We start from the raw sequence: 26,891 nt of genomic DNA on the forward strand, positions 1-26,891 counted from the left end.
AAACCATGACTAAAACCGCCGCAACTACCCGCAAACAGGCACAGCGCCAGCGTGATAAATCTGCCGGTATCAATGAAATCCGCGCCCGACTTGAACCAGAAGAATACGCCATGCTGATAGAGGGCATGGCTGCCCGGCGTCTGTTTCGGCCAGCCTATGATTTACCAGAATATATCGCGCTGCTGATTCGGCAAGATAACCAGCGACTAAAAGAGCAACTGGCCGAGATAGGTAAACAACGTTGCGGAAAATGTGGCGATACCTTGCCGGGCGATCCAAATGGATGCTGTTTGCGGGGTGAGGCTGCTTGCTGGCAGACCAAAGGTATCAACAGCCTATTAATTAGTGCAATTAAACCATTGTGACGCGTCACATCAGATTATCTGCAATCAAAATAGCGCGTCACAAGCATCTGATTTCGCTAATTTGCCGTATACGGTATTGACCTTAATATTCTTTTACTTAATACTGTATATAAATACAGTATTATAAGGAACCTGCATGGAACACGTTGATAAGATAGAATTAACGCTAACAAGAATTAAATTTATTGCTGAAGTTTCGCAAGTTGCACAATGCAGTAATAGTGAGTTTCTTGTCGCCATGTCGTTGATATCAGACCTGACCAGCCAGATAGTGACGAGCCAAAATTATGATGAGATTTTCTATAACGCAGGCGGCAAAAAGTCGCACTGATAAATTCCCCATAAAACGATGCATGTGTGGCCCCTTCATAGTGATTTGGGTCATGCATGCATATAGTGCATGATTCCGAATGTCGATCCCCTCCCCTATTTCCTCTGTTAGCGCCTGTACCGGCGCGGTTCTCTATACCTCATGCAAGTGCATGAAAAGCGACCTGCAAAGCGCGCAGGCGTGGCGGGGATAGCATTGCGCGCAAAGGGTTTTGATACCCTTATTTATAGATCTTGGGCGGGCCGTGGTGCTGCGTTCGGTTGGGTTGGGAATCAATGCGCGTTCATCGGGTGCGAGGGCGTGGCGGGCGTCTGGTGGCGTATGGAGCGAGGTGTTGGAATTGCTACTTTTCAGGCAACTAAGACTTGTGGATATTACACCTCTTTTCAGCAGCACCCCGGTAATATATTAACCTTTAGATATATCACATTTAACCCAAGGGTCAGTGACTAGCACAGAGTTACGTCGTAGCGTAGTATGTTTCTAAATGGAACCGCTTTAATTTCATAAGGAAAAGTGAATATGTTGGCAAAAGGATATGGGTATTATGTTGTGGTGGGCGACAAGACGACCTGTGGAGGAACGGTTGTTGAGGGTTTCCCTGACAATACACTCTTTGGGCAATCCCAGTCCTGTGAAACTCATCGAGTGACCTGTGGTCAGCATCCTGGCGAATATTTCATTGTCGGCGGTACGGGCGATAAGATACATGGTAGGCAGATGGCGGGTTCATTACACAGTCAAAGCAGTTGCCCGTGCCGTGCGCGTTTTATTCCGTCAATCATGAATCACATCTACGAACTTACTGTCCCTACCGAAGACGAGCCGCAGCAGTTTGCGCAATCGGCGAAAAAACAAAATCGAGATGGTGTAGATGCCGGATTCTGCGTTGTACCACATAAAACTTCCGTCAGTGAGTTTGAGACCCAGTTATTTATATCGCCGTCGGAGGGTACCCAAGAACTCTATCGTTCACTGAATGGGGCCGGACAAATAAAGGCTGGGTCTATTTTGTTGGTTGTTGACCCTAATAAGCAAGACGCTCACCAAATTGAATCATTGAAGAAAGCTAAAGTTCGTGTTGATGCTGCCTTATCCACTATTACCGATGATGAAGCTAACTTTATGCACAAGCATTATGCAACAATAGCCAATCTTTCCAGCATTGCAGATAAAGGTATTGGTCTGGCTGCTGACTCAGCAGGCAAATATTTTGAACAAATTGAAAAAATTCTAAATAAGATTCACACCACCTATAAAAACCAATATATAACGAGAGGGACATTGATTGGTGAGCAATTCTTCGTAGAAAGAAGGCTATTATTCAAAGAACTTGATACGCTTATGAAAAATGGCTTTTTAGGTAAAACAATGAAGCTTGGTGAATATACAAAAATTAAGAATGCACTAGGTCTATCATCCTCCGCTATCATGCATAAATGGAATAAGAATGGAGTCGGTGATATTGAGGGCTATGCAACACATATCGAACGGTCGGCAAAACTGATTAAAGCGATGCGTTATACCGGATATGCAGCTATTGGGTTCAGTGCAATGCATTCTATCAATGAAGTTAATGAAGCTTGTTCTGTTGGGCGAGAAAATGAATGCACAAGGAAAAAGTACACTGAAACAGGCAGCTTTATCGGTGGGACTAGCGGAGGAATAGCGGGAGGGTTTGCCGGTGGTGCTGTTTGTGCAGTGGTAGGAGTACCTACTATGGGAACCGGGGCGTTAGTTTGTGCTATTGTTCTTGCAGGTGTTGGTGGATATATAGGTAGTGAGTTAGGTGGAAGTGGCGGAGAAAAAGTAGGCGATATTATTTACTCAGTGGTTGAGGAATAATTACGATGGGGATTTATGAATTCATCTTTGTTCTGTGCGGAGTTTTTTCTGTCCTTTCGATATTTACCTTCATAATATATACATTTTTAACAAACAGAAAATATGATGAGCTATGTGATTTATTTAGAGAAAAATTTAAATTCTTACCTGATGAGATTGTTTTATATCGTTCATCTGGCTTTTTCCTCACAATACTCCGTGACACATACTTTATTAATATTTTATTTTTCAAAAAAAATGGTTGGCACAGCAGAAATATAAAAGAAGATCATTATGACTTCATCAGAAGTTGTCCAAAACAATACACTCAGTGGTTAACAATAAAATACCTTATCTTGTTAACCTCTTTCAGTCTATTTTTGGCTTGGGCGGTGAGCTATCAATTATTACCAAGTTAGCGGCAATAGCAATGGTAGATAAGGCTGCAAAAATAAGATGTATCCAAGCAGCCAGTTGTTTTATTTAGTTTGAGTTTCCTATCAATCCTCGCTTATCAGTTCATAAGGCTTAAACCGGATCACCTCTTCCCCTATCCAGTCATTCACCTCTTTCAATCGTTCTTGCAACGGCGTTAACTCGTTACGGACAAATACTTGTGAGGCTTTCGCCACGTCACCGAATCCGCCGGTATTGTTGGGAATAATCCCCATCATCTGCGGTGGCACCCGGTGCACACTGAGCAGGTCGTCGCGGGTGGCGTTCTTGATATTAAAAAAGTCATCTTTGGTGGCGACTTCGCTCAACGGTAAAATCTGGATGCCGTCTTTTTTGCCATTAGGCGCGTACATAAACAGGTTGCGGAAATTGCCTAGCCCTTTGGTGTCGCGCATCGCTTTACGCATTGCCTCAATATCGCTGCTACTTTGCGCTGCATCAGTCATATACAGGATGTATCCCGCGTGAGCGCCGTTCTGATAATACTTGCGGCGAAACAGCGTGGCGGCTTCATTGAGCCATGCCGAATTTAAACCGCTGAGGTATTCCGGTAAACCGTAAAGCTCCTGATTGATATCAGGTTCTATCAGATGGAAAACGCTCCCGGCGGCGAACAGATGTTCATCTTTCCAGTTCTGGACAAACCAATAGCAATCTTTTTCTAATCCACGGCGGGTGTACTTTGCCGGGCTGGGGTCGAGGCGCAGTGGTGCGCCCAGTTGGTTACGGCGCACCTCTAAAAACGCATTGCCGAACACCAGATAATCCAGTGCATAGCGACTAAATGCCTGCTGACTGAGCATTGTATGAGGGGTAAATGTGCTTGCCAGTATGTTGCGCTTCACATACAGCGGTGAGCTGTGATGCACCGCCGCCCGGAAGCTACGCGCCAGCCCGTCAAAGCTGATAGGTGGGTCATACCATTTACCGTTACTGGTGCATTCGATGTAATCCAGTATTTCCCGCTTGTCGAGCACGGCGGAAGGTTCGCCAAAGGTGAACGCCTCCACCGGCTGCTGTTGGCTGGCGGTGTGATTGGTGACAGGTCGGCTTAATGCCTTGCGGCCCTTGCGTTTACTCATTTCACTTCCCCTGCATTGTTTGCCGCTTGTGACCAGTTGCACAAATATAAGAGCTTGAAATCATCCGGCGATGCATACTTTTCAAGCCAATCTTTACCCAAATGTCTTTCCAACAATGTGCAACCTTGCTGAATGGCATCATCAGCCGTAACCGATTGACGGAATACACCATCAGCACAAAAAACGCCGTTATCCGTGTGTATCACCGGTGCGGCTTTTCGTGGGCGGCGCAGTGAGCCATTCCAAATCTTGAACGCGGTATGTGAGCGGGAGGGTGTGGTATAGAGTGTTAAACGATGATTTTTGTGCATTGCCATCCCCTTAGCCATTTGCAGTATTGAACGCGGGTTTTTAGCCCATGCATATTCACCCAGGTACACATTCCCGGCATGAGCGGCTGCGTGACTGTTCTCACCGTGAAAGGCGATAAGTGCGCCATTACCTAACAGCATATTATTCAGCGAGCATGGGTTCACGTTTACCCCGACTACCCGGCAAAACTCGGCAATCGTGGCGCGGGTCGTTAGAGCGCTATATCTTGAGACGGTTAAAAAATGCTGGTTGCGGCCTGTGGTGAGGGCATCCAGTAACGCTTCAAAAGCAAAAAGCCAGTCGGCCCCAATCTGGCGCGATTTAGTGAGGCTGCGGGATGTGCCAGTCTGCCCCACCCGATACCACACTTTTTGATAGTCAAAGGCCGAGTTTTCGAAATGTTCGCGCAGGCCGTCAACTTGACCAGCAGTAAAAGTCATTGATTTCATCCGTAAAACTCCAAGAAGTTAGGGCTGTGACCGCCATATGTCGCGGTAAGGGGTTCATTTAACAGGGCGTGCATAATCGCCCACGCCACATCGGCGTGGCTGGCTTCTTCGCTGCGGCTGGCAACATAAGTCGAACTCTTGCCGCTGGCGGTCATCGTCTTGCGAATGGCCATAAATGACTGGGTGATGTCGGTGTGGCCGGTGTCATATTCCAGACGGCCGTTATTGATGGTGTGCTTGGCTTTTAGCACCATGGCGGTTTTGATTTCAGGGGTGTATTTGATTTCCCTTGCGGCCGGGAAGAACTGGCGCACCAACTGGAAAACGCCTTGCCCGACGGTAGTCGCATCGATACCGATATATTCAACACAATATTTATGCGTCAACTCTTCGATATGCTTGGCCTGTGCTTCAAAATCCATCCCTTTCCACTGGTGGCGCTCCAACACGCGGAACTTACCGCCCGGCACCATTGGTGGCGCAATCACCGCACACCCGGCACTGTCGCCACCGTTGGCCTCGGACGGGTCATAACCAATCCACACCGGGCGATAACCAAACGGCCGCAACGAATAGGGGTTGTAGTCTTCCCACTCTTCCAGACTGTCCACCATGCAAGCTTGCAACTCCTTGAACGGGAAGACTGACGCTTGATCGTCCACAAACTCGCACATCAACAGGTTTTGATATTCTGACGGGCCGTATTCCAGTGAGAGCTGGTTAAGGTCAAACAGGTTACAACCGCCCGCCAGCGCATCTTCAACCGTCACAATCTGCCGCCACTGACCATCAGCACACAGCGCGCCACGGGCTAAATGGCTGTGGCTTAAATCCAGTTGGATATGGTCGGATTTATTGCGGCGGCCTTTATTGAACAACTCACCAGACCAGAACGGGTAGGCGCTGTGGGCCAGACTCGACGGTGTGGAGAAATAGGTGGTACGCCATTTTTTGTGTAATGACATGCCGCTGGCGACTTTGCGCAGCTCCTGAAATTTGGGGATCCAAAAATACTCATCAAGATAGAGATTGCCGGTGTAGCTCTGCGCGGTGCGCACGTTAGTGCCGAGGAAGAACAAGCGCGCCCCGTTCGGCAGTACTATCGGGTCGCCTTTCAGGTCAACGTCAACCATGCGGGCAAAGTCGATAATGTAGCTTTTGAAAACGTGCGCCTGTGCCTTACTGGCGGACAGGAATATCTGGTTACGTCCGGTGGTGATGGCATCCAGCAGCGCTTCGCGGGCAAAGAAGAAGGTTGCCCCAATCTGGCGCGATTTCAGGATATTGCGGATACGGTGAGTAAGTCCGGCTTCAAACCAGTTGCGCTGATAATCAAAGATATTTTCGTGAAAAATAGACTCCAGCTTTTCAATAGCAGATTCACCGAACAGATTTTTATCCGGGGTCTTGCGCTCCCCTTTGTTGCGGTTCGCTACGTTCGGATTTAAATCAGCTTCGCTGCCGGTCTGGCTGTAGCGGTTAACCCGCGCCAGCCGTTCAATCTGGCGGCCTAACAGGTCAATCTCTTTAAAGTCCCGCCCCTCCTTTGCGTCTTTCATGATGAGCTGAATCAACCGCGCTTCCATGCTGGTTTCCACGCGGGAAATGGGCGCAATAGCGTCCCACCCGTCGCGCTTCTTCCAGCTCTGCACAGTCGGCGATTTCAGGGCCAGCGTGTCCGCAATCTGGCGCACAGAAAAGCCCTGCCAGTAAAGCAAGGCCGCCTGTCGCCGTGGGTCGCTGATGATGGTGCTCGGTGTCGTATTCATGCCATTAGGCTACGCGACCAGCCCGACCCTCTGCGCGTCCTCGCTGTTGTGCCAGCCCCGTCACAACTGGCTTTCGTTGTTGCTGCCGCCATACATCAGGAAACTAAGCCCCGAACCGAACAACCATAATCACACTGAATGGAGCCGCTCATGGCTAAGAAAGTTTCTCAGTATTTTCGTATCGGCGTTGAAGGTGATACCTGCGACGGGCGAATCATTTCCGCAGACGATATCAACCAGATGGCCGAGTCATTTGACCCGCGCGTCTACGGTTGCCGCATCAATTTGGAACATTTGAAAAGTTACTCTCCAGACAGCACTTTCCGCCGTTATGGCGATGTCTCAGCACTCAAAGCGGAAACCATTGAAGACGATTCCATCCTGAACGGTAAGCGTGCGTTGTTCGCCCAAATCAGCCCAACCGATGATTTGGTACAGATGAACAAAGCCCTACAGAAAATTTATACCTCCATGGAAATTAGCCCGAACTTTGCCAATACCGGTAAAGCCTATCTGGTCGGGCTGGCCGTGACCGATGACCCCGCCAGCCTCGGCACTGAAATGCTGGAGTTCAGCGCCAAAGCCAAACACAACCCATTAGCCGCCCGTAAATCTAACCCGGAAAACTTGTTCTCGGCAGCGGTTGAAGTGCAACTGGAATTTGAAGACGTGGCCGAGCCGGGTGTCACCTTACTCAGCATGGTGAAGTCAGTATTCAGTCGTAAACAGGCAACCGATGACGCCCGTTTTAATGATGTGCATGAGGCGGTGAATGCCGTGGCAGTGCATGTGCAGGAACAGGGGGAAACCATTGAAGCCCGCTTTACCGCCATTGAGAAACAACTCACTGACAACGTGGTGGAGCTGAAACAGAGCATCGAAAAGGGAAAGCAAGGGGTTACGTCCCTCGAAAACAAACTGTCTATCACTGAAAACTTTAGCCAGACCAAGCGCCCGGAATCCACCGGCGGCAACAATCAAAACGATGTATTGACCGACTGCTAATCGGGGTCACTGGCCCCCCGTGGTGCGGCCCACTGGTTATTTCATTAACACGTTATTTAACTGAATCAGGATTATTATGCGCCCAGCAACCCGTTTTAAATTTAATGCCTATCTGACCCGTCAAGCCGAGCTGAACGGGGTAGAAACCGGCGACCTGAATAAAAAATTCAGCGTTGAACCCTCCGTCACGCAAACCATCATGACCCGCGTTCAAGAGTCCTCAGAGTTTCTGAGCCGCATCAATATTGTGCCCGTCGCCGAGCTGACCGCTGAAAAAGTGGGCCTGAGTGTTACCGGGTCAATTGCCAGCAATACTGACACTGACGGCGGCGACGAGCGCGAAACCGCCGAGTTTGCGGGTCTGGACAGTGAGAAGTATTTCTGTGAGCAAGTGAACTACGATTTCCACATTCGCTATAACACCCTCGACCTGTGGGCGCGTTATCAGGACTTCCAGACTCGCTTGCGCGACGCGATTATCAAGCGGCAGGCACTTGACCGCATCATGGCGGGCTTCAATGGCACCCACCGCGCCAAGACCTCCAATCGTGCACTCAACCCGATGTTGCAGGATATCGCGCCGGGCTGGTTGCAAAAATACCGCACCAATGCGCCAACCCGCGTGATGAGTAACATCATCGGCGAAGATGGCGCGGTAGTGTCGGAAAAAATTCGTGTCGGCCATGGCGGTGATTACGTCAATCTGGACGCGCTGGTGATGGATGCCACGAATAACATGATTGCGGAATGGCATCAGGAAGACCCTGAACTGGTGGTTATCACTGGCCGTCAGTTGATGCAGGATAAGTATTTCCCCATCGTCAATAAAGAGCAGGAAAACAGCGAAACCCTCGCCGCTGACCTGATTATCAGCCAGAAGCGTATCGGCAATTTACCGGCTATCCGTGTGCCGTTCTTCCCGGCTAACGCATTCATGATCACCCGCCTCGATAACCTGTCCATTTACTGGTTGGAAGACTCGCACCGCCGCCATATCGATGAGAACGCCAAGCGTGACCGCATCGAAAACTACGAATCCATTAAACAGGATTATGTGGTGGAGGATTACGCCTGCGGTTGTCTGGTGGAAAACATCGAGATTTTACCGGCAAAAAGTGGCGGTGAAACCGTAATGGGTGCAAGCGCGCTGATGGTATCTGATGCCCCGAACTATGACGGCCTTGCCGCTGCGATTATGGCTGCGGTGAACGTTGCGGCCAACCCGAATGAAACCCAACCGGAAGCCACCACCGATGCGCAGGCCGCGACGGAAAGCACTCCCGAAACACCGGCAACCAAAGGGAGCAAATAAGCCATGACCAGTCCTGCGCGCCGCCACTTTATCCAACAGTCGGCTATTGCCGCCTCACAGCTACGGGATAACCCGTTGCGCCATGCCACCGGCTACGAGCTGATGTTGCTTAAGCTCAATGAAGATAAGCGCAAGCTGAAACAGGTGCGTTCAAATGAACGTAAAGCCGAGCTGAAGCGGCAATTATTGCCGGACTACCTGCCGTGGGTGTCGGGTGTGTTAAGTGAGGGGAAAGGCGCGCAGGACGCCATTGTAATGACCATCATGATTTGGCGTCTGGATGCCGGGGATATCCCCGGTGCACTGGATATCGCCCGTTATGCCCTGCGTTATCAGTTAGTGCCAACAGACCGCTTTACCCGTTCTACCGCTTACCTGATTGCCGAAGAAGTGGCCGAGTCTGCCGGGCGCGCCTATGCCACCGGTAAGCCGGTTGATGTTGACCATCTGCTGCAAACCATTGAGCTGATGGAAGACGAAGACATGCCCGACCAGGTGCGGGCCAAACTGCACAAAATGACCGGTTATGTGCTGCGTGACAGTGACCGGGGCGAACTGGCCCTGAGACACCTTCACCGCGCACTCCAACTGCATACCGGTTGTGGCGTCAAGAAAGACATTGAGCGACTGGCCGTGAAGTTAAAGAACGCCGCCAGTCGCTAAATCGAACGCTCCCCGAGCCGGGCGGCACGATGGCCGCAACAGGGTTTACCTTGTTAACGCCGTCGTCCACCGCCCACCCATTCTGATATTGAGGTTGCCATGACCACTGTTGTTATCCCCGCGCCACGGCCTGACAAAACGGCCGAACCGGTGATTGAAAATACCTTTTTCTGGCCTGCGGTTGACCCGATAAAACTGCGCGAGCTGTTGCGCCTTGAGGGAACCGTCACCGCCGAGCGCCTGCGCTTTACCATCAAAGGCGCTATTTCAGAGGTTAACGCCGAACTGTACGAGTACCGCCGTGACCAGATGGCGGCAGGCTTTAAAACACTGGCCGAGGTAGAGGCCGAGCAACTGGACGGCGAGAGCATCCAGTTGGCCGAGTACCGGCGGGCGGTTTGTGCCATTACAGCCGCACTGTTGGCCGAGCGTTATCGCGGCTATGACGCCAGCGCGCGCGGTGATAAACGTGCGGAGGCCATTGAAAGTACGGTTGATGAGTTGTGGCGTGATGCGCGGATTAGCATTCGCAACATTGCCGGTAAGCCTCACAACATTATTGGCCTTATCTGATGCAGGTCAACGCGTTGCAAGGCGACACGCTCGACGCATTGTGCTGGCGCTATTACGGGCGCACGCAAGATGTGCTGGAGCAAGTCTATGACGCGAATCCGGGGCTGTCGGAACTGGGGGCCATTCTGCCGCATGGTTATCCGGTGGAGTTGCCCGACATGGCCCCGGCGGCCCAACGTGAAACCGTTCAATTATGGGATTGAAAATGGAGAAATTTAGCTCTGCGGTAGCCTATGTCTTGGCGCTGGTGCTGGCGTTTATTGGCGCACTGAGTCCGCAAGATATCGCGTTTTATGTGGCGGCGGTGGCCGCTGCGGCGACCTGTTTTATCAACTGGTACTACCGGCGCAAGAGCTATTTCTTGCTAAAAGAGTTGGCTATCAGGCGGGAGGTGTTCGATGAACTCAATCGTTAAGCGCTGTCTGGTCGGGGCTATTCTGGCGCTGGCCGCCACCTTGCCAAATTACCAGACGCTCAACACATCGCCCGCCGGGCTAAAACTGATCGCCGATTATGAGGGCTGCCAGCTCAACGCCTACCCGTGTAGCGCCAACGTCTGGACAAATGGCATCGGTCACACGGCCGGGGTTAAGCCGGGCAGCGTTATCAGTGAGCGACAGGTGGCGGTCAATCTGGTCGCTGACGTGCAGCGGGTCGAACGGGCCATGGCGGTGTGTATGCCGGTTGCCATGCCGCAACCGGTGTATGACGCGGTGGTGTCGTTTGCCTTTAACGTCGGTACGGGGGCGGCCTGTCGCTCGACGCTGGCCTTTTTTGTCAATAAGGGGGACTGGCGCAGCGCCTGCAATCAGTTGCCACGCTGGGTGTACGTCAACGGCATGAAAACCAAAGGGTTAGAGCGTCGCCGCACCACCGAACAAACACACTGCCTGAGCGGGGTCTGAGATGCGCATAGCCATGATGGTGATAGTCGCGTTACTGGTTGCACTGGGGTGGTATGCCAACCGCCTGAACCACGATATCGACGGTGCTAACCGGATTATTGGCACTTTATCCGCTGGGATTGAGAGCCGGGACAGCGCGATCACCCGCCTGCAAGATGAGGCACGACAACAAGCAGACAATGAGCGGGCATTACGGCAATCACTGAGCCATGCCAGCACCTTGTCATTATCTCGTGAACAGAGAATTCAAAGGTTACTCAATGAAAATAAAGTCTTGCGTGATTGGTTCGCTACTGCTTTGCCTGCTGACGTTATCCGGCTGCACCAGCGCCCCGCGTTCGACAACCCCAACGATTATTTACGTTGGCTGTCCGACGGTGAGCAGTTGCCCGCTGCCGGGCAGCAACCCAGTGGTTAACGGTGATTTAAGTGCCGATATCCGTCAGTTAGAAACCGCACTGGTGGCCTGCGGGCTGCAAGTGGAAGCTGTTAAACAGTGTCAGGAACAACACCATGTTAAAACCCAAACTGTTACGCCAAGCCTTAACCGACAGTCTGCAACTGTTCCAGACTAACCCGGAGCGGCTGAAAATGTTTGTTGATGGCGGGCGCATTGTCTCAACACTGGCCCCGTCGTTGTCTTTTGAAAATCAATATACGCTGACGCTGTTTATTGAGGATTTCCCCGATGATGTTGATTATCTCTTTGTGCCGATACTGGCATGGTTGCGGGAACATCAACCGGACATCATGGCAACAGAAGAAAAACGTCGCACCGGCTTTATTCATAAGGTTGATGTGATGAGCGACGTGTTGAGTGATATCCGTATCGACCTGCAACTGACTGAGCGGGCTATTGTGAAAGAGGTAGACGGTGAATTGCATGTTGACCATGCGCTGGAACCGGCGTGGCTGGGTATGCCAACACGACCAACAGCCATCTACTTTAACGGTGAAACGGTCAAATGAATGAACTGAAACCCTTTGATGATGCACTGGCCGGACTGATTGCCAGTCTGACACCCAAAGCCCGCAAAGCACTGGCGGTGACAGTTGCCAAACGCCTGCGGGCCAGCCAGCAACAGCGCATTAAACGCCAGCAAGCGCCCGACGGCACCCCGTATGCCGTCCGTAAATCTCAACCATTGCGTAAGCCAAAAGGCCGCATTAAACGGGAAATGTTCGCCAAGTTACGCACCGCGCGCTATATGAAAGCCAGCAGTAGCCCTGATGCGGCGGTGGTCGAATTTGCCGGGCGGGTACAACGGATGGCGGCAGTGCATCATTTTGGCCTGCGTGACCGCCCGAACGTGCACAGCAAAGATGTGCAGTATGATGAAAGGCCGTTGCTGGGTTTTGAAGAAAAAGATCTCAAAGAGATTGAAACAATCATTTTTCAATCTCTTGTGCTTCATTAACTTAGTCAATCATTTCTTTTCCATCTTTGATATCGCAAAGTATTCTATTTAAGCAAATGAAGTTATAAAAACCAACGCCTAAAAGAACACTTATCAAAAAGAATGACATAGAAACGAAAGTATATATATATGCTGCCACCCTCTCGTCCCTTATAGCATTAATTAACTCATTTCTCTTTTCTGGCGTGGTGGTCACTAAATAATCGCACGCACCAGTATATATACTTTCTTTACTGGTTTTTATAGCTTCACAATATTCCTTTCTAAGATACTCTTTCTTTTTAGTATCATATATTCTTGAAGAGGAAATCATAATTTCATCACCTCTATAGTTATAAGTGGCATAACCATTTTTATGGTATGGCTTATTACAAATCATTGTTATTGACAAAATAAAAAGTGCAGCAATAAATAAAAACATCAGTACTATTTCAAAATTTACTTTCCTTTTATCTCCAAGCGGACCAAAAAAACCAGAAAAAAAGAAACTAAATCGATTGAATTTTCCTTTTTCAATTCCCTTGGTTACTAATATCACATCATCAATATTTTTTAGATGTGCGCCAGTGAGGAATCTATATATTTGCACATTAAATATATCGTTATTATGTTTTTTTAATCTATCATCAGAAAAATCCACCCTCAGTATTTTCAAGAAAAGTCTCAATAAGAATGAAATCCCTCCCATTCTGATAATCGTCAGAATGATGAGGGTGAAGAATAGTATATCTTTAGCCAGATCGGTCGTAATTAATGGGATTTCAAACATAAGTTTCCTTTCCTATTGTTAATAATATTACTTGAATATTCCTTTTCTTTCATAAAGATAACATATCAATATAATTGCCTGTCAGTTTATTGGGCTTGAATGTTGTTGTTTCTTCGATGAACAAACCCGCACAAATTGCCACCTGACTCGTTGGGCGGCATCCTTTTTGTATGAACACTCAAACCCAACTTACTGAAATTCTGCGCCTGCTGCGCAACCTGATCCGTATTGGTACGGTGGCCGAGGTTGATCTCGACCAAGCCCTGTGCCGTGTGGCGACAGGGGACAATACCACCGGCTGGTTAAACTGGCTGACGCTGCGCGCCGGTCAATCGCGATCATGGTGGGCACCGTCTGAGGGGGAGCAGGTGTTGATATTGTCCCTCGGCGGTGAACTGGACACCGCCTTTGTACTGCCGGGCATTTTCTCTGATGACTTCCCGCCGCCGTCGGCCTCGGCGGATGGCCTGTATATCGCCTTTCCTGACGGTGCAACGTTGCACTATGAACCTGAGAGCGGCGAGTTGCAGGCTGATGGCATCAAAACGGCGGTTATCAATGCCAGTGAATCGATAAATGCCACGGCTCCCACTATCACCTGTGCCGCCTCGGTCAAAATCCTGCTGGATACGCCAGAAGTGGAATGCACGAACAATCTGACTACCGGCACTTTAAACGTGAAGAAAGGCGGCACGATGAGCGGCAACATTGACCATTCCGGCGGCAAGTTCTCATCCAATGGCGTGGTAGTTGATAACCATGACCACGGCGGCGTCTTGCGCGGCGGGGATTATACGGAGGGGATTAAATGACCACTGCCACCTATCTCGGCATGAGCCGCAACGCCGGGCAAACCATTACCGACGCTGACCACATCAGCCAGTCTATCGCTGACATTCTTATCACCCCTGTGGGTTCGCGGGTGATGCGCCGTGCTTATGGTTCGCTGCTATCGGAGCTGATTGACCAGCCACAAAATCCGGCCCTGCGCCTGCAAATTATGGCCGCCAGTTACAGTGCCATTTTGCGCTGGGAGCCGAGGGTCAAACTGACTGCCATCACCTTTGAAACCACTTTTGACGGGAAAATGGTGGTTGATATCACCGGCACCCGCACCGATAGCGCGGCCCCCCTCTCTTTAACCATCCCTGTGAGCTAACCCTATGGCAACCATTGACCTGAGCCTGTTACCGCCGCCGTTTGTGGTGGAAGAACTGGACTATGAAACCCTGCTGGCCGAGCGTAAAGCCACGCTGATATCTCTTTACCCGGAAGAACAGCGCGCCGCCGTGGCCCGCACGTTGTCGCTGGAGTCGGAGCCGCTGGTCAAGTTGCTACAGGAAAACGCCTACCGCGAAGTGATATTACGCCAGCGCGTCAATGATGCGGCCCGCGCGGTGATGGTGGCCTATGCCGTCGGCAGCGATTTAGACCAGCTCGGTGCAAATAACAACGTTGAGCGGCTGGTGATTATCCCGGCTGACCCCGCCGCCATTCCGCCGATTGACGCGGTGATGGAATCTGACAGTGATTTCCGGGTGCGTATCCCGCAAGCCTTTGAGGGCTTAAGCGTCGCCGGGCCAACCGGTGCGTATGAATATCACGCCAAAAGCGCTGACGGCCGTGTGGCCGATGCCTCGGCAATCAGTCCGACACCCGCTTGTGTCACGGTCACGGTGTTATCGCGTGAGGGCAACGGCGAAGCCTCAGCCGAACTGCTGTCTGTGGTTGAGGCCGCGCTGAATGATGAGAACACGCGGCCAGTGGCTGACCGGGTGACGGTGCAATCCGCCCGCATTGAAGATTATGAGATTGACGCGGTGCTCTATCTGCATCCGGGGCCGGAAGCTGAGCCGGTACGCATTGCGGCCGAGAAGAAACTGACCGCCTTTGTCACCGCACAGCGCCGCCTTGGTCGTGACATTCGCCTGTCGGCACTCTATGCCGCGCTGCATGTTGAGGGGGTGCAGCGGGCGGTAATTAATGCCCCCCTGGCTGATGTGGTGCTGGATAAAACCCAAGCGGCCTATTGCACCGGCAGTGCCATCACTGTTGGGGGAACTGATGACTGACCGTTTATTGCCTGTTGGTTCGTCGGTGCTGGAAGTGGCCGCCGCGCGCGCCTGTGCCGAACTGGAGAATACCCCGGTACCCATTCGCCAGCTCTGGAACGCCGACACTTGCCCGTTACCCCTGCTGCCCTATCTGGCGTGGGCGTGGTCGGTGGACCGCTGGGATGAGAAATGGCCGGAAGCCACCAAGCGCGCGGTGGTGAAGTCCTCGCAGTACGTGCACAAACACAAAGGCACCATTGGCGCCATTCGCCGGGTAGTTGAGCCGCTCGGCTATCTCATCAAGGTGATTGAGTGGTGGAAGACCAACGAGACACCCGGCACCTTTCGCCTCGATGTAGGTGTATTGGAAACCGGCATTACCGAAGAAATGTATCAAGAGCTTGAGCGGCTGATAGACGACGCCAAGCCATGCAGCCGCCACTTAGTCGGCCTGTCAATCAATCTCGACAGTAGCGGCCCGCTGTATGTCGCCGCTGGTAGTTACAGCGGTGATGAGCTGACCGTATACCCGTATTTACCTGAAACTATAACCGTGACCGGCGAGGGTTACGCCAGTGCCGCAATCCACATTATCGATGACCTGAGAGTGAACCCATGACAGCGAGATTCTTTGCTTTACTGACCAACATTGGCGCGGCCAAGCTGGCGAATGCCACCGCGCTCGGCACCCGCTTAGAGATTACCCAAATGGCCGTCGGGGATGGTGGCGGAACCCTGCCAACCCCTAGCCCGGCACAAACCAAACTGGTGAATGAACAGCGCCGCGCCGGCCTTAACATGCTGACCATTGACCCGATTAACACCAGTCAGATTATTGCTGAACAGGTTATCCCTGAGACTGAGGGCGGGTGGTGGATTCGAGAAATTGGCTTACTGGATAAAGACGGTGATTTGATTGCCATTGCCAACTGTGCCGAAACTTATAAGCCGCAACTGCAAGAGGGCAGCGGCCGCACCCAAACCATTCGGATGATTTTAATTGTCAGTAGCACTGCTGCTGTCACGCTAAAAATCGACCCGTCAGTGGTGCTGGCTACGCGCAAGTACGTGGATGATAAGGTAATTGAGGTTAAGCAGTACGCCGCTGACCTGCTCACCGAGCATGAGAAATCACGCAATCACCCGGATGCCAGCAAGACAGAAAAAGGTTTTGTGAAATTAAGCAGTGCCACAACCAGCGACAGCGAAGTGTTAGCCGCCACGCCGAAAGCGGTAAAAACAGTCGCCGATAATGCAGCTAAGGCATTAGATGACCACCAAAAAGCAGATAACCCGCACTCGCAATATTTGCAGATGCCGCAATTAACCGGCGTTGTTGGCACATCCCGCAATGCAAAAATGAGTGTTACAGCAGCATCAGCAACGGCAACTTTCACAGCCAGTGAATTAATTGTTCAGGAAGGATTGGGGGAACACCAATATAAGTTAGTCAACGTCAATAAAACTATCAATTTAGCGATAGCCGGTGCGGGTGGTATGGATGAGGGTACAGCACCAGTCAGTGGATATGTGGCGTTATATGTCATTTACAACCCATCTACACAAGCGTCTGCATTACTCGCTGTAAATGCGACATTAGTAGTTGCACCTGAAGTTTATGGCGGTACTAACCTGCCAGCAGGTTACACAGCATCAACGCTCATTGCTGTTTGGGGGGTGGCGGCATCATTGCTGAAAATTGGTTTTCTCTCTGGCCGGCATGTCTCGCTTGTGCCCGTAAGCGCTTATGCCGCAACCGTCGGCACAGTACCTGTAACCCCTTTAAACTTATCCGCCACAGTCCCTCTTAATGCTATTTGTGTTGATGTCTCGATGGTAATCGGTCAAACAACATCGGGATCGGGTGTCGGTATGAGTATCTTTTCTTCACAAACAGGGATTGCACAGATTGGCACGACAGCGGCTACAGGTGGAACAACATCATCATCAGGGGTCACCGGAACACTGCCACTTATCGAGTCCCAACGGCTTTATTATTCAATGTCAAACACGACCATTGGATCGTACAGCGTGTCTTACCGTGGATATGAATTTTAATTATAGGGGGTGACTATGCTTGTTCAATTTTCCAACTCAAAGAAAATAGAAATTATTGCTTATCTGGCCGAGCCACAAGATCCAGAAAATTACCCCAATCAGGGTGAAGTAGAAGCCGATGATCCAGTGTGGGCTGTCTTTTATGACAGAGTACATATGTGGATGGATGGATTGCCAGTCCCAATGCTGGCGGACTAAAAATATGGCCGCAATCTTGCGGCCATAAACTGCGCCATGTACTCATGCAGCCTGCATTTTTTATGCCTTTCCGTTGTACCAGCTACCACACATCCCCTATCAATCGCTCCCCGCGCGGTAAGTCGTCACCATACTCTCACCCTTAACCAACGGAGAGTTACCCCATGGGTGATTACCATCACGGCGTCCGCGTTCTCGAAATCAACGAGGGGACGCGCGTCATTTCCACTATTTCCACCGCCATTGTCGGTATGGTCTGCACCAGCGATGATGCTGACGCAACCGCATTCCCCCTCAACACCCCGGTACTGATTACTGATGTGCGCGCCGCTGCCGGTAAAGCGGGTAAAAAAGGCACTCTGGCCGCGTCATTGCTGGCGATTGCTGAACAGTCGCGCCCGGTTACGATTGTGGTGCGGGTGGCTACCGGTAAAGATGAAGCCGAAACCACGTCTAATATTATTGGCGGTGCTGACGAGAACGGCCGCTACACTGGCATGAAAGCGCTGTTAGATGCGCAATCAGTCACCGGTGTGCGCCCGCGCATTCTTGGTGTGCCGGGGCTGGATAATCAGGAGGTGTCTACCGCACTGGCGAGTATCTGCCAGCAGTTGCGCGCCTTTGCCTATATCAGCGCCTACGGTTGCAAGACCCTTTCCGAAGCCATCTTGTACCGTGACAATTTCAGCCAACGCGAGTTGATGTTGATTTGGCCGGACTTCCTGAGCTGGAACACCACCGCCAACAGTACCGATATTGCTTATGCCACCGCCCGCGCCCTTGGCCTGCGTGCCAAGATTGACACCGATACCGGCTGGCATAAAACCCTGTCTAACGTCGGCGTAAATGGCGTGACCGGTATCTCTGCCAGCGTCTACTGGGATTTGCAGACCGTCGGCACTGATGCTGACCTGCTAAACCAAGCCTGCGTAACAACGCTAATCCGCAAAGATGGCTTCAAGTTTTGGGGTTCGCGCACCTGCTCTGACGACCCACTGTTTGCCTTTGAGAACTACACCCGTACCGCGCAGATTTTGGCTGACACCATGGCCGAGGCGCAGTTGTGGGCGATAGACCGCCCGATGCACCCGACGCTGGTCAAAGACATGATTGGCAGCATCAACGCCAAATTCCGCGAAATGAAATCCGCCGGGCTGATTATTGACGGCGCTTGCTGGTATGACGACAGCGCCAACGATAAAGACACTCTGAAAGCGGGCAAGCTGTTTATCGATTACGACTACACCCCAGTGCCACCGCTGGAAGATTTAACCCTGCGCCAGCGTATCACCGATAAATATTTGGTGAACTTTGCCGCCGCCGTCAACAGCTAAGGAAAACTGACTTATGGCACTGCCACGTAAGCTGAAATTGATGAACCTGTTTAACGATGGCCGGGATTACATGGGGATAGTGTCCGCCATCACCCTGCCAAAACTGACTCGCAAGCTGGAGAACTACCGGGGCGGCGGGATGAATGGTGTTGCGCCGATTGATTTGGGGCTGGACGATGACGCTCTTTCCATGGAGTGGTCGATGGGTGGCCTCGACGAGCTGGTGTTGCAGCAATGGGGGACGCCTAAAGTTGACGGGGTTCCGCTGCGCTTTGCGGGAGCTTATCAGCGTGACGATACCGGCGAAGTGACAGCGGTAGAAGTCGAAATCCGTGGTCGCCATAAAGAGATTGATGGCGGTGAATCCAAGCAAGGGGAAGACACCGAAACCAAGGTGTCCACCCAGTGCACCTACTACAAGCTGACCATTGACGGCAAGGTGGTAATGGAAATTGACGTGGTTAACCTGATTGAAATGGTTAATGGCGTAGACCTGCTGGAAGCGCAACGCAAGGCCATTGGCCGCTAACCCCTGACGGCCAGTGTTAACCCGCTGGCCCCTTACTGACTGAATTGGAAAAACCATGAAAAAACTCACTGTTAAAACTGAAACCACCGCCGAGGTTAACGAGAATGTGGTGGTACTGGAAACCCCGTTAAAGCGTGGCGACACCCTGATTACTGAAATCGAAGTTTACCGCCCCAATGCCGGGGCGCTGCGCGGGGTGCGGCTCTCGGATGTCGCTCATTCTGATGTGGATGCGCTGATTGTGGTGTTACCCCGCATCACGACACCGACACTGACCGCCGCAGAATGCAGCCGCTTGGAATTGCCGGATTTAGTGGCGCTGGCAGGCAAGGTGATTGGTTTTTTGTCGCCGAAACAGGGGGCGTAACGCTCGACCCGAAACTGGAAGTTGACGACCTGATGGCGGATATTGCCGCCATTTTTCACTGGCCGCCGTCAGAGCTTTGGGCCTTGAGCCTCACCGAGCTGGTGCGCTGGCGTCATAAAGCCTTACTACGCAGTGGAGCCGTAAATCATGAGTAAGAACTTACAGTTACAGGTATTGCTCAAAGCAGTAGACCAAGCCACCCGCCCGTTTAAAGCCATTCAAACCGCCAGTAAATCCCTCACTGGGGATATTCGCAACACACAAAGCAGCATCAAATCCCTTGATGCGCAGGCGGCGAAGATTGACGGTTTCCGCAAGGCCAGCGCCCAACTGGCCGTCACCGGGCAGGCGCTGAAAAAAGCCAAAGAAGATGCGGCGGCGCTGGCTATCGCCTTTAAAAACACCGAGAAACCCACCGCTCAACAAGCCCGACTGATGGAGGGAGCCAAGCGCGCGGCGTCTGAACTGCAAACCAAATACAACGGGTTACGCCAGTCAGTGCAGCGTCAGCGCGACGCCCTTAACGCTGACGGCATTGCCACCAAAAACCTGAGCAGTGAACAGCGCCGGTTACGCAGTAGCGCCGCCGAGGCGACTGTTGCCCTGAGTCGCCAGCGCCAAGAACTGCAACGCCTGAGCCTGAAACAGGAGCAACTCAATCGTATCAGCAATCGTTACCAGCAAGGCAAAGCCGCCACCAGTACCGTGCGTAATACCAGCGCGGCGAGTCTTGGCGTAGCAACTGCCGGGCTGTACGGTGCAGCGAAACTGGTTGCACCGGGTATGGAGTTTGACAGCCAGATGTCCGGCACACAGGCGATTTTAGGGCTGGATAAAAATGACGCCAAGCTGACCGCCATTCGTCAACAGGCGCGAGATATCGGTGGCTCCACCGCTTTTTCCCCGACTGATGTAGCGCGAACCCAAGACACACTGGCACGTTCTGGCTATGACGCTAACGCCATTCTGGCCGCGACTGAACCGACGGTTAACCTGTCGCTGGCGTCCGGGGTGGATATTGCCGAGGCGGCCGATATTGTCACCAACATGCAATCGGCGTTTAACCTGCCGTTAGACCAGATTAAACGCGTGTCGGACGTGATGGCGAAAGGCTTTACCAGCTCAAACACCAACCTGTTAGAACTGGGTGAGGCCATGAAATATGTGGCCCCTATTGCTGAGGCTGCCGGGGCCAGCATTGAAGACACCACCGCGTTACTCGGTGTACTGGCTGATAACGGTATCAAGGGCAGCATGGCGGGCACCAGTACCAGTGCGGTGTTTAGTCGGTTGCAAGCACCTGTCGGGCAAGCACCGGCCGCACTGAAAGAGCTGGGAATAACGACCCGCGACGACAAAGGCAATATGTTGCCGGTGGCGAAAATCCTCAAAGATATTGACCGCTCGTTTAAAAAGAACACGTTAGGCACCGCGCAGCAAGCCGAGTATCTGAAAGTGATATTCGGTGAAGAGGCAATGAAAGGCGCGGTGAAACTGGTGGCTGCTGCCGGTAACGGCAAGCTGGCAGAGAAACGAAGTAAGCTGATGCAGGCCGGTGGCACCGCGCAATCAATTGCCACGGTCAGAATGGATAACCTTGACGGCGACCTGAAAAACCTGAGTTCGGCATGGGAAGACTTAGAGATTGAGGTGTTTGAGAAGCAAGACTCCGCACTGCGCAAACTGACCCTAACCGCAACCGACTGGCTGATTAATGTGGCTGCATGGGCCAAGAAAAACCCTGAGCTGGTCAGCACCATTACCACCGTTACTGGCGCGGCGTTGGTACTGGTTGCCGGATTGGGGGCGCTGGGGCTGATTGCATGGCCGGTCATGGCCGGGTTTAACCTGTTATTGGCCGGGGCCGGTTTGTTAAGTACTGGCTTTTCACTGATGGCCGGAACCATTGCTGCTGCGCTCACGGCGCTGACATGGCCGATAGTGGCAGTGGTTGCGGCTATTGTGGCCGGTGGCCTGCTTATCCGTAAATACTGGGAGCCTATCAGTGCCTTTATTGCTGGTGTAGCCGATGGCTTTATCGCTGCCATGGGGCCGGTCAGTGCTGCGTTTGAACCGCTTAAACCGGTATTCAACTGGTTTAGTGACAAGGTGAAACAGCTTTCAAACTGGTTCGCAGACCTGATTAAACCGGTTAAAGCCACGCAGGAAACGTTAGACGTAGCCACCAATGCGGGCAAGTTATTCGGCGAGGGGCTGGCGGCAGCGCTCAGTCTGCCCATGGATGCGCTGAACACACTGCGCAGTGGTATTGACTGGGTACTGGAAAAACTCGGCATCATTGATACCAAGTCAGACGGACTGGCCGATAAGGTACCGAAAGATAACCCTTACGCGGGCGGGTACTCGCCAAGTGGCGGTGTGTTGTACGGCGGTTATCAGCCGGTCACCGCCCATACCGGCACCACCATCGTTGATAGCAGTGTCACCACCAATGATATCAAGATGACTATTCCGCCGGGCATGAGCCGACAGGATGCGGAACGAATGATGGTTGATGCCCTTGCCAAGAATGAACGGAACAAACGCGCTCGCCAACGCGGCCAGATGGAGAATGATTAATCATGATGTTATCACTGGGGTTATTTGTCTTTATGCGCCAGACCACGCCTTATCAAAGCATGGGCCGCAATATTGATTATCGTTGGCCGACGAATAGCCGGGTAGGCTTGCGCCCGTCCGCGCAATTTCTTGGCGTAGACAGTGAAAAAATCACGCTATCCGGTGTATTACTGCCTGAACTTACCGGCGGACGTCTTTCATTGCTGGCCCTTGAGGCGATGGCCGACCAAGGCAAAGCATGGCCGTTGGTTGAGGGGAGCGGCATGATTTATGGCATGTTTGTGATTGAGAGCCTGAGCCAGACCGGCGCACTGTTTTTTGAAGATGGTAGCGCCCGGCGCATTGAGTTCACCCTCAATCTGTTGCGGGTTGACGAGTCATTAACGGCCATGTTCGGCGACATGAAACAACAGGCAGACGAGTTGCTGGGTAAAGCGACAGCCATGACCGGTAAAGCACAGGCAGCTATCGGAGGATTATTCTTATGATGACCGGCATGTCTCTACCGGCCGGGGCGGATATGGCCCCAGACTATATGCTGACGATTAACGCGAAAGATATCACGCAGAATATTCGCGCTCGGCTGTTGTCTCTGAGCCTGACCGATAACCGGGGCTTTGAAGCTGACCAGCTTGATGTCGAACTGGATGACGCTGACGGCCAACTCGCCTTGCCGGAACGCGGCGCGGTGTTGTCGGTGTTCTTGGGCTGGAAAGGGTCGGCGCTGATTGGCAAGGGTGATTTTACCGTGGATGAGGTCGAGCACCATGGCGCACCCGATACGCTGACTATTCGTGCCCGCAGTGCCGATTTTCGGGGGTCTCTCAATGCGCGGCGGGAAGTCTCTTATCATGAGACAACGCTGGGTAAAGTCGTGGCGCAAGTGGCGGAGCGCAACAACCTGAAAGCGATGCTGGCCGAGGGGCTGGCGGATATCGCTATCTCTCATATCGACCAGACGCAAGAAACTGACGCCAAGTTTATCACCCGGTTAGCCTCGCTTAACGGCGCAGTGGCCGCCGTCAAAGCCGGGCGGTTGTTGTTTATCAAGCCGGGCAGCGGTGTCACTGCCAGTGGTAAACCCATTCCTAAAATGACGATCACCCGACAAGATGGCGACCAGCACAGCTTTAGTATTGCTGACCGGGGCGCGTATACCGGTGTGAGTGCCAGTTGGTTGCACACCAAAGACCCCAAACCGGCCAAGCCGAAAAAGGTTAAGTTAAAGCGCAAGCCGAAGTTTAAACAGCTCCGCGCACTGGAACACCCCAAAGCCAAGCCGACCCGCACTAAAGCGGCTAAAGAGAAAAAACCGGTAGAGGAAAAACAAGGGGATTATCTGGTGGGGGCTGAGGATAATGTCTTTGTTATCACGACGGTTTACGCCACGCAAAAAGCTGCCATGCGCGCTGCCCAGTCTAAATGGGAGAAGTTACAGCGCGGTGTTGCTGAGTTCTCTATCACTCTTGCCATGGGGCGCGCCGATTTATTTCCTGAAACACCTGTTGCAGTTAGCGGCTTTAAATCGGTGATAGACCAACAGAACTGGATAATCAGCAAGGTATCGCACAGCCTGAGCAACAGCGGCTACACCACCCAATTGTCTCTCGAAGTTTTGTTGTCGGATGTAACATACGAGGCCACCGAACAGTAAAAATTCAACTAATTGATATTTATTTCACAAATGCGAATACTGGTGATAAGATCAGCATAATTACTGAATATGCAGTTTCGGAGGTAAATATGATGCATTGCCCACGCTGTAAATTTGCAGCACACGCGAGATCCAGTCGTTACCTTAGTGATGAAACTAAAGAACGCTATCACCAGTGCACAAATATTAATTGCGGCAAAACCTTTAAGACCCATGAAACAATCGTTGATACGATAATGGAGCCGGGAATAATTAATGCTGTACCGCCCCACCCTAAAGGGAATCAAGGCGTGTTGTGGATGTAATTGAAGAAGCCTGCAAATTGCAGGTTTTTTTATTATTAAAATTTGGCGTAATTAATATCTTATTGGGGATAATTGGCGGTTTATCGTGCTTGCTACTGGATGCAGCCTTGAGGGTGTAAAAAGTGCCGTAGACACAATGTAGTCATTTTGTAGTCACTCTGTTGCCATTTTCAAATTTCAGGCACAAAAAAACCGCCTCTCGGCGGTTAACGACATACTCATACTACTTTGTTTTACTTAGAATATTTTCCATGGTGCCCGGGGCGGGACTTGAACCCGCACAGCCATAAGCCGAGGGATTTTAAAACGCCGGTAATATCTCTTTCTTTCATAAAGTTAACTGATTTTTTCGCCAAACTTCGCATTTAATTATATGTAACAGATCAACAATTTAGAAAATCAGATCGAAGAATATGGCGAAGAAAACACAAGGGATTAAAAGTAACTTGTAAATAATATTTTTACTGCGAACCACCGTCATGGGGTGTCGGGGGTCGGAGGTTCAAATCCTCTCATGCCGACCAAATATCCCAAAGAAAACCAATCCGTTAGGGTTGGTTTTTTTGTTTGTGGGATTTGGTGATGGTAAAACAATGGTGAAATAATGGTGAAACCCCGACGATACTTTTAGTTATCATCATCGCGCAACGGGTAATTCAGACCACCGGGTAGTGTAAGCTGGCGATAGCATCTCTCGTTTCATCTGCCATGCTTTCTGTATGCCTTGTCCGGCAAACCACACCTTTCCTTTGCCTGACCTATTAATATCGTCTAGCGCTGCCATAAGCGCTGCACTGTTAACCTTGGGCTGGTTATCATCGAACAATCCCAGTTGAGCTATACCCTGGCTGTAAAAATCACCCAGCATCACCCCACCCTTTTGATAGCGATAGCCCTCTTTCCAGATCGCATCGAGACAGCCTGCTGCGGCGGCAATGATGTCACGCGAGTCCTGAGTGGGGATATGAAGCTTAGTGCTCACTATGTTGCCGTAGTAAGACTCATTGAGTGCGAACGGGCTGGTTTTGATAAAAGCTGATATATGTCGGCAGTATTGATGCTCGCCGCGCAACTTCTCAGCCGCACGGACAGCATATCCGCAGATAGCTTCGCGCATATCCTGATAGCTGGTAATACGCTCCCCAAAGGACCGACTACAAACTATCTGCTGTTTTGTTGGGGCGAACTCTTCAAGCTCCAGGCATTGCTCGCCGTTAAGTTCTCTAACCGTTCGCTCTAACACTACATTGAAGTTTTTACGCACAAATTGAGAGTTTGTATCTGCAAGCTGTAATGCCGTGGTGATGCCCAGTTGATTGAGCTTTTTACCAATGCGACGGCCAATACCCCATATGTCCTGTACCGGCGTTATCGCGAGTAACTTACGCTGCCTGATGGGATCTGATAAATCCAGCACACCACCGGTTTGACTCCACAGCTTAGCCGCATGGTTTGCCAGTTTAGCCAGGGTTTTAGTTTGAGCTATCCCTACTCCAACAGTGAGACCGGTCCACTGCAATACCCGCTGGCGTACATCACGGCCAAACTGATCAAGGCTCATACAATTCTTGACCCCGGACACGTTCAAGAATGCTTCATCGATTGAGTATATTTCTGTAGCCGGTGACATGGCTTCCAGTACCGTCATGACCCGGTTAGACATATCAGCGTAAAGCTCATAGTTACTGCTGAATGTAATCACACAATGTTGCTGGATCAGATTACGCATTTTGAAATAGGGTTCACCCATTTTAATGTCGAGCAATTTGGCCTCGCGGCTACGAGCTATCACACAGCCATCGTTGTTTGAAAGGACGACTATCGGTTTCCCCTGTAAGTCTGGCCGGAATACAGACTCACAACTCGCATAAAACGAGTTTACGTCAGCGAGGGCAAACATTTGCAGCATCGTTAATAACGTATTTCACAACACCAAATGTTTCTAAATCGTCCCCGCCATCACTCAAAACAATGGGTGCATAATCTGGGTTCATGGCTTCAAGCTGAATAACAGGATGTAAGCACAGCTTTTTTACTGTGAACTCCCCTCCGACAGCAGCGATAATAATATCGCCATGTTGGGCTGTGATACTGCGATCGACAACAAGTAATGACCCGTCATAGATACCGGCCCCGGTCATTGAATTACCCGACACTCGCACAAAGTAAGTTGCAGCAGGATGAGCAATGCATAGTTCATTCAAATCCAGTGGCCGTTCGACATAATCCGCCGCGGGACTAGGGAAACCAGCGGGGATAGTCTCGTTAAACAACGGGATGGGAACGATTTCACGAAGCGGAGAGAGTGGGTAAAAAATCATCATTCACATCCATTATTAACTGTATATACATACAGCATAAATTGTAGGGACATTCTTGTGAAGTAAGAAAACGAAAGTTTTTTGCAAGCCTCTGGATCTTCGAAGAAGATAAGAAAACTGACGAAGAGATTTTCAAGGATATGTGGGAAAGTGCTGATGATTGGTTTCAGCCTTAGGCATAGCTGGAAAACCTTGAAGAGTCGTAACTAGTCGCTTAGTATTGCATTATCTAATTTCATAAAATAAATGAAATTTATG

The 26,891-nt window shown here is 51.2% G+C and carries 34 protein-coding genes; 28 read left to right on the forward strand and 6 right to left on the reverse strand.

The features are described from left to right. Positions 1–5: 5 nt before the first annotated feature. The 3 genes from V1953_RS11805 (at position 6) to V1953_RS11815 (ending at position 2,541) form a co-directional block, all read left to right on the forward strand. Positions 6–365 carry a hypothetical protein gene (locus V1953_RS11805; protein ID WP_442850932.1) on the forward strand — a complete coding sequence of 120 codons (360 nt, stop codon included), beginning with the start codon at positions 6–8 and terminating at the stop codon, positions 363–365. Positions 366–501: 136 nt separating this feature from the next. Then, positions 502–696: a hypothetical protein gene (locus V1953_RS11810; RefSeq protein ID WP_442850933.1), complete on the forward strand. Its 195-nt coding sequence runs from the start codon at positions 502–504 to the stop codon at positions 694–696. Between the two features lie 522 nt (positions 697–1,218). Continuing rightward, positions 1,219–2,541 carry a PAAR domain-containing protein gene (locus V1953_RS11815; RefSeq protein ID WP_442851317.1) on the forward strand — a complete coding sequence of 441 codons (1,323 nt, stop codon included), beginning with the start codon at positions 1,219–1,221 and terminating at the stop codon, positions 2,539–2,541. 479 nt (positions 2,542–3,020) lie between these two features. Here V1953_RS11815 and V1953_RS11820 read toward each other — a convergent pair whose 3' ends face one another. The 3 genes from V1953_RS11820 to V1953_RS11830 are packed head-to-tail and all read right to left on the reverse strand — an operon-like array spanning position 3,021 to position 6,588. Then, a complete protein-coding gene (locus V1953_RS11820; protein WP_442850934.1) occupies positions 3,021–4,058 on the reverse strand; it encodes a phage portal protein in 1,038 nt (345 codons plus the stop codon). Then, positions 4,055–4,819 carry a terminase large subunit domain-containing protein gene (locus V1953_RS11825; protein WP_442850935.1) on the reverse strand — a complete coding sequence of 255 codons (765 nt, stop codon included), beginning with the start codon at positions 4,817–4,819 and terminating at the stop codon, positions 4,055–4,057. Before V1953_RS11825 ends, V1953_RS11820 begins: the two co-directional genes overlap by 4 nt. Beyond that, positions 4,816–6,588 carry a terminase ATPase subunit family protein gene (locus V1953_RS11830; RefSeq protein WP_442850936.1) on the reverse strand — a complete coding sequence of 591 codons (1,773 nt, stop codon included), beginning with the start codon at positions 6,586–6,588 and terminating at the stop codon, positions 4,816–4,818. The genes V1953_RS11825 and V1953_RS11830 overlap by 4 nt, the downstream gene beginning before the upstream one ends. A gap of 150 nt (positions 6,589–6,738) precedes the next feature. Between V1953_RS11830 and V1953_RS11835 the strand changes: the two genes are divergently transcribed. From V1953_RS11835 to V1953_RS11885, 11 genes are all read left to right on the forward strand, one after another. After that, complete coding sequence (locus V1953_RS11835; RefSeq protein ID WP_442850937.1) at positions 6,739–7,593, forward strand: GPO family capsid scaffolding protein; 855 nt, start codon at positions 6,739–6,741, stop codon at positions 7,591–7,593. Positions 7,594–7,669: 76 nt separating this feature from the next. Next, positions 7,670–8,905 (forward strand): phage major capsid protein, P2 family, encoded by a 1,236-nt coding sequence (locus V1953_RS11840; RefSeq protein ID WP_442850938.1) that lies wholly within the window; start codon positions 7,670–7,672, stop codon positions 8,903–8,905. A gap of 3 nt (positions 8,906–8,908) precedes the next feature. After that, a complete protein-coding gene (locus V1953_RS11845; RefSeq protein WP_442850939.1) occupies positions 8,909–9,568 on the forward strand; it encodes a terminase endonuclease subunit in 660 nt (219 codons plus the stop codon). 99 nt (positions 9,569–9,667) lie between these two features. Beyond that, positions 9,668–10,141, forward strand: a complete 474-nt coding sequence (locus tag V1953_RS11850) for a head completion/stabilization protein (RefSeq protein WP_442850940.1) — start codon at positions 9,668–9,670, stop codon at positions 10,139–10,141. Continuing rightward, positions 10,141–10,344 carry a tail protein X gene (locus tag V1953_RS11855; protein WP_011192217.1) on the forward strand — a complete coding sequence of 68 codons (204 nt, stop codon included), beginning with the start codon at positions 10,141–10,143 and terminating at the stop codon, positions 10,342–10,344. The genes V1953_RS11850 and V1953_RS11855 overlap by 1 nt, the downstream gene beginning before the upstream one ends. Positions 10,345–10,346: 2 nt before the next feature. Then, positions 10,347–10,556, forward strand: coding sequence for an HP1 family phage holin (locus V1953_RS11860; protein ID WP_004875931.1), 210 nt, complete (start codon positions 10,347–10,349; stop codon positions 10,554–10,556). Then, on the forward strand, positions 10,540–11,046 hold the full coding sequence (locus tag V1953_RS11865) for a lysozyme (protein ID WP_442850941.1): 507 nt from the start codon (positions 10,540–10,542) through the stop codon (positions 11,044–11,046). Before V1953_RS11860 ends, V1953_RS11865 begins: the two co-directional genes overlap by 17 nt. A 1-nt stretch (position 11,047) precedes the next feature. Beyond that, positions 11,048–11,464: an Rz-like lysis system protein LysB gene (gene lysB / locus V1953_RS11870; protein WP_442850942.1), complete on the forward strand. Its 417-nt coding sequence runs from the start codon at positions 11,048–11,050 to the stop codon at positions 11,462–11,464. Then, positions 11,352–11,621: an Rz1-like lysis system protein LysC gene (lysC, locus tag V1953_RS11875; RefSeq protein ID WP_442851318.1), complete on the forward strand. Its 270-nt coding sequence runs from the start codon at positions 11,352–11,354 to the stop codon at positions 11,619–11,621. Before lysB ends, lysC begins: the two co-directional genes overlap by 113 nt. Then, complete coding sequence (locus V1953_RS11880; protein WP_442850943.1) at positions 11,560–12,015, forward strand: phage tail protein; 456 nt, start codon at positions 11,560–11,562, stop codon at positions 12,013–12,015. Before lysC ends, V1953_RS11880 begins: the two co-directional genes overlap by 62 nt. Next, positions 12,012–12,464 (forward strand): phage virion morphogenesis protein, encoded by a 453-nt coding sequence (locus V1953_RS11885; protein WP_442850944.1) that lies wholly within the window; start codon positions 12,012–12,014, stop codon positions 12,462–12,464. Before V1953_RS11880 ends, V1953_RS11885 begins: the two co-directional genes overlap by 4 nt. 1 nt (position 12,465) lies before the next feature. Here V1953_RS11885 and V1953_RS11890 read toward each other — a convergent pair whose 3' ends face one another. After that, entirely contained in the window at positions 12,466–13,233 is a 768-nt protein-coding gene (locus tag V1953_RS11890; RefSeq protein WP_442850945.1) for a hypothetical protein, read from the reverse strand. 170 nt (positions 13,234–13,403) lie between these two features. On the opposite strand from V1953_RS11890, the gene V1953_RS11895 reads away from it, so the two are divergent. The 14 genes from V1953_RS11895 (at position 13,404) to V1953_RS11960 (ending at position 24,312) form a co-directional block, all read left to right on the forward strand. Continuing rightward, positions 13,404–14,045, forward strand: a complete 642-nt coding sequence (locus tag V1953_RS11895) for a phage baseplate assembly protein V (RefSeq protein WP_442850946.1) — start codon at positions 13,404–13,406, stop codon at positions 14,043–14,045. Further along, positions 14,042–14,392, forward strand: a complete 351-nt coding sequence (locus V1953_RS11900; protein ID WP_442850947.1) for a GPW/gp25 family protein — start codon at positions 14,042–14,044, stop codon at positions 14,390–14,392. Before V1953_RS11895 ends, V1953_RS11900 begins: the two co-directional genes overlap by 4 nt. 4 nt (positions 14,393–14,396) lie before the next feature. Continuing rightward, on the forward strand, positions 14,397–15,305 hold the full coding sequence (locus V1953_RS11905; protein ID WP_442850948.1) for a baseplate assembly protein: 909 nt from the start codon (positions 14,397–14,399) through the stop codon (positions 15,303–15,305). Continuing rightward, entirely contained in the window at positions 15,298–15,906 is a 609-nt protein-coding gene (locus V1953_RS11910) for a phage tail protein I (RefSeq protein WP_265534682.1), read from the forward strand. Before V1953_RS11905 ends, V1953_RS11910 begins: the two co-directional genes overlap by 8 nt. Beyond that, on the forward strand, positions 15,903–17,345 hold the full coding sequence (locus tag V1953_RS11915; protein WP_442850949.1) for a phage tail protein: 1,443 nt from the start codon (positions 15,903–15,905) through the stop codon (positions 17,343–17,345). Before V1953_RS11910 ends, V1953_RS11915 begins: the two co-directional genes overlap by 4 nt. A 15-nt stretch (positions 17,346–17,360) precedes the next feature. Next, positions 17,361–17,543, forward strand: coding sequence for a hypothetical protein (locus tag V1953_RS11920; protein ID WP_442850950.1), 183 nt, complete (start codon positions 17,361–17,363; stop codon positions 17,541–17,543). Between the two features lie 164 nt (positions 17,544–17,707). Continuing rightward, on the forward strand, positions 17,708–18,877 hold the full coding sequence (locus V1953_RS11925; protein ID WP_442850951.1) for a phage tail sheath protein: 1,170 nt from the start codon (positions 17,708–17,710) through the stop codon (positions 18,875–18,877). A 13-nt stretch (positions 18,878–18,890) separates the two neighbouring features. Then, a complete protein-coding gene (locus tag V1953_RS11930; protein WP_050941465.1) occupies positions 18,891–19,406 on the forward strand; it encodes a phage major tail tube protein in 516 nt (171 codons plus the stop codon). A gap of 55 nt (positions 19,407–19,461) precedes the next feature. Beyond that, positions 19,462–19,773 carry a phage tail assembly protein gene (locus V1953_RS11935; protein WP_050297532.1) on the forward strand — a complete coding sequence of 104 codons (312 nt, stop codon included), beginning with the start codon at positions 19,462–19,464 and terminating at the stop codon, positions 19,771–19,773. A 32-nt stretch (positions 19,774–19,805) separates the two neighbouring features. After that, complete coding sequence (locus tag V1953_RS11940) at positions 19,806–19,928, forward strand: GpE family phage tail protein (RefSeq protein WP_004875948.1); 123 nt, start codon at positions 19,806–19,808, stop codon at positions 19,926–19,928. Beyond that, complete coding sequence (locus V1953_RS11945) at positions 19,921–22,353, forward strand: phage tail tape measure protein (RefSeq protein ID WP_442850952.1); 2,433 nt, start codon at positions 19,921–19,923, stop codon at positions 22,351–22,353. Before V1953_RS11940 ends, V1953_RS11945 begins: the two co-directional genes overlap by 8 nt. A gap of 2 nt (positions 22,354–22,355) precedes the next feature. Continuing rightward, positions 22,356–22,841 carry a phage tail protein gene (locus V1953_RS11950; protein ID WP_442850953.1) on the forward strand — a complete coding sequence of 162 codons (486 nt, stop codon included), beginning with the start codon at positions 22,356–22,358 and terminating at the stop codon, positions 22,839–22,841. After that, a complete protein-coding gene (locus V1953_RS11955) occupies positions 22,838–24,007 on the forward strand; it encodes a phage late control D family protein (protein ID WP_442850954.1) in 1,170 nt (389 codons plus the stop codon). The genes V1953_RS11950 and V1953_RS11955 overlap by 4 nt, the downstream gene beginning before the upstream one ends. Before the next feature lie 89 nt (positions 24,008–24,096). Further along, on the forward strand, positions 24,097–24,312 hold the full coding sequence (locus tag V1953_RS11960) for a DNA-binding transcriptional regulator (RefSeq protein WP_011192198.1): 216 nt from the start codon (positions 24,097–24,099) through the stop codon (positions 24,310–24,312). A 637-nt stretch (positions 24,313–24,949) separates the two neighbouring features. On the opposite strand, the gene V1953_RS11965 is transcribed toward V1953_RS11960, so the two are convergent. Both V1953_RS11965 and umuD read right to left on the reverse strand, forming a co-directional pair. Next, complete coding sequence (locus tag V1953_RS11965; protein WP_442850955.1) at positions 24,950–26,212, reverse strand: Y-family DNA polymerase; 1,263 nt, start codon at positions 26,210–26,212, stop codon at positions 24,950–24,952. Beyond that, entirely contained in the window at positions 26,196–26,633 is a 438-nt protein-coding gene (umuD, locus tag V1953_RS11970) for a translesion error-prone DNA polymerase V autoproteolytic subunit (RefSeq protein ID WP_442851319.1), read from the reverse strand. The genes V1953_RS11965 and umuD overlap by 17 nt, the downstream gene beginning before the upstream one ends. Positions 26,634–26,891: the final 258 nt, after the last annotated feature.

The sequence above is a fragment of the Yersinia sp. 2541 StPb PI genome, from assembly GCF_052217145.1.
Taxonomy (GTDB): Bacteria; Pseudomonadota; Gammaproteobacteria; order Enterobacterales; family Enterobacteriaceae; genus Yersinia; species Yersinia enterocolitica_E.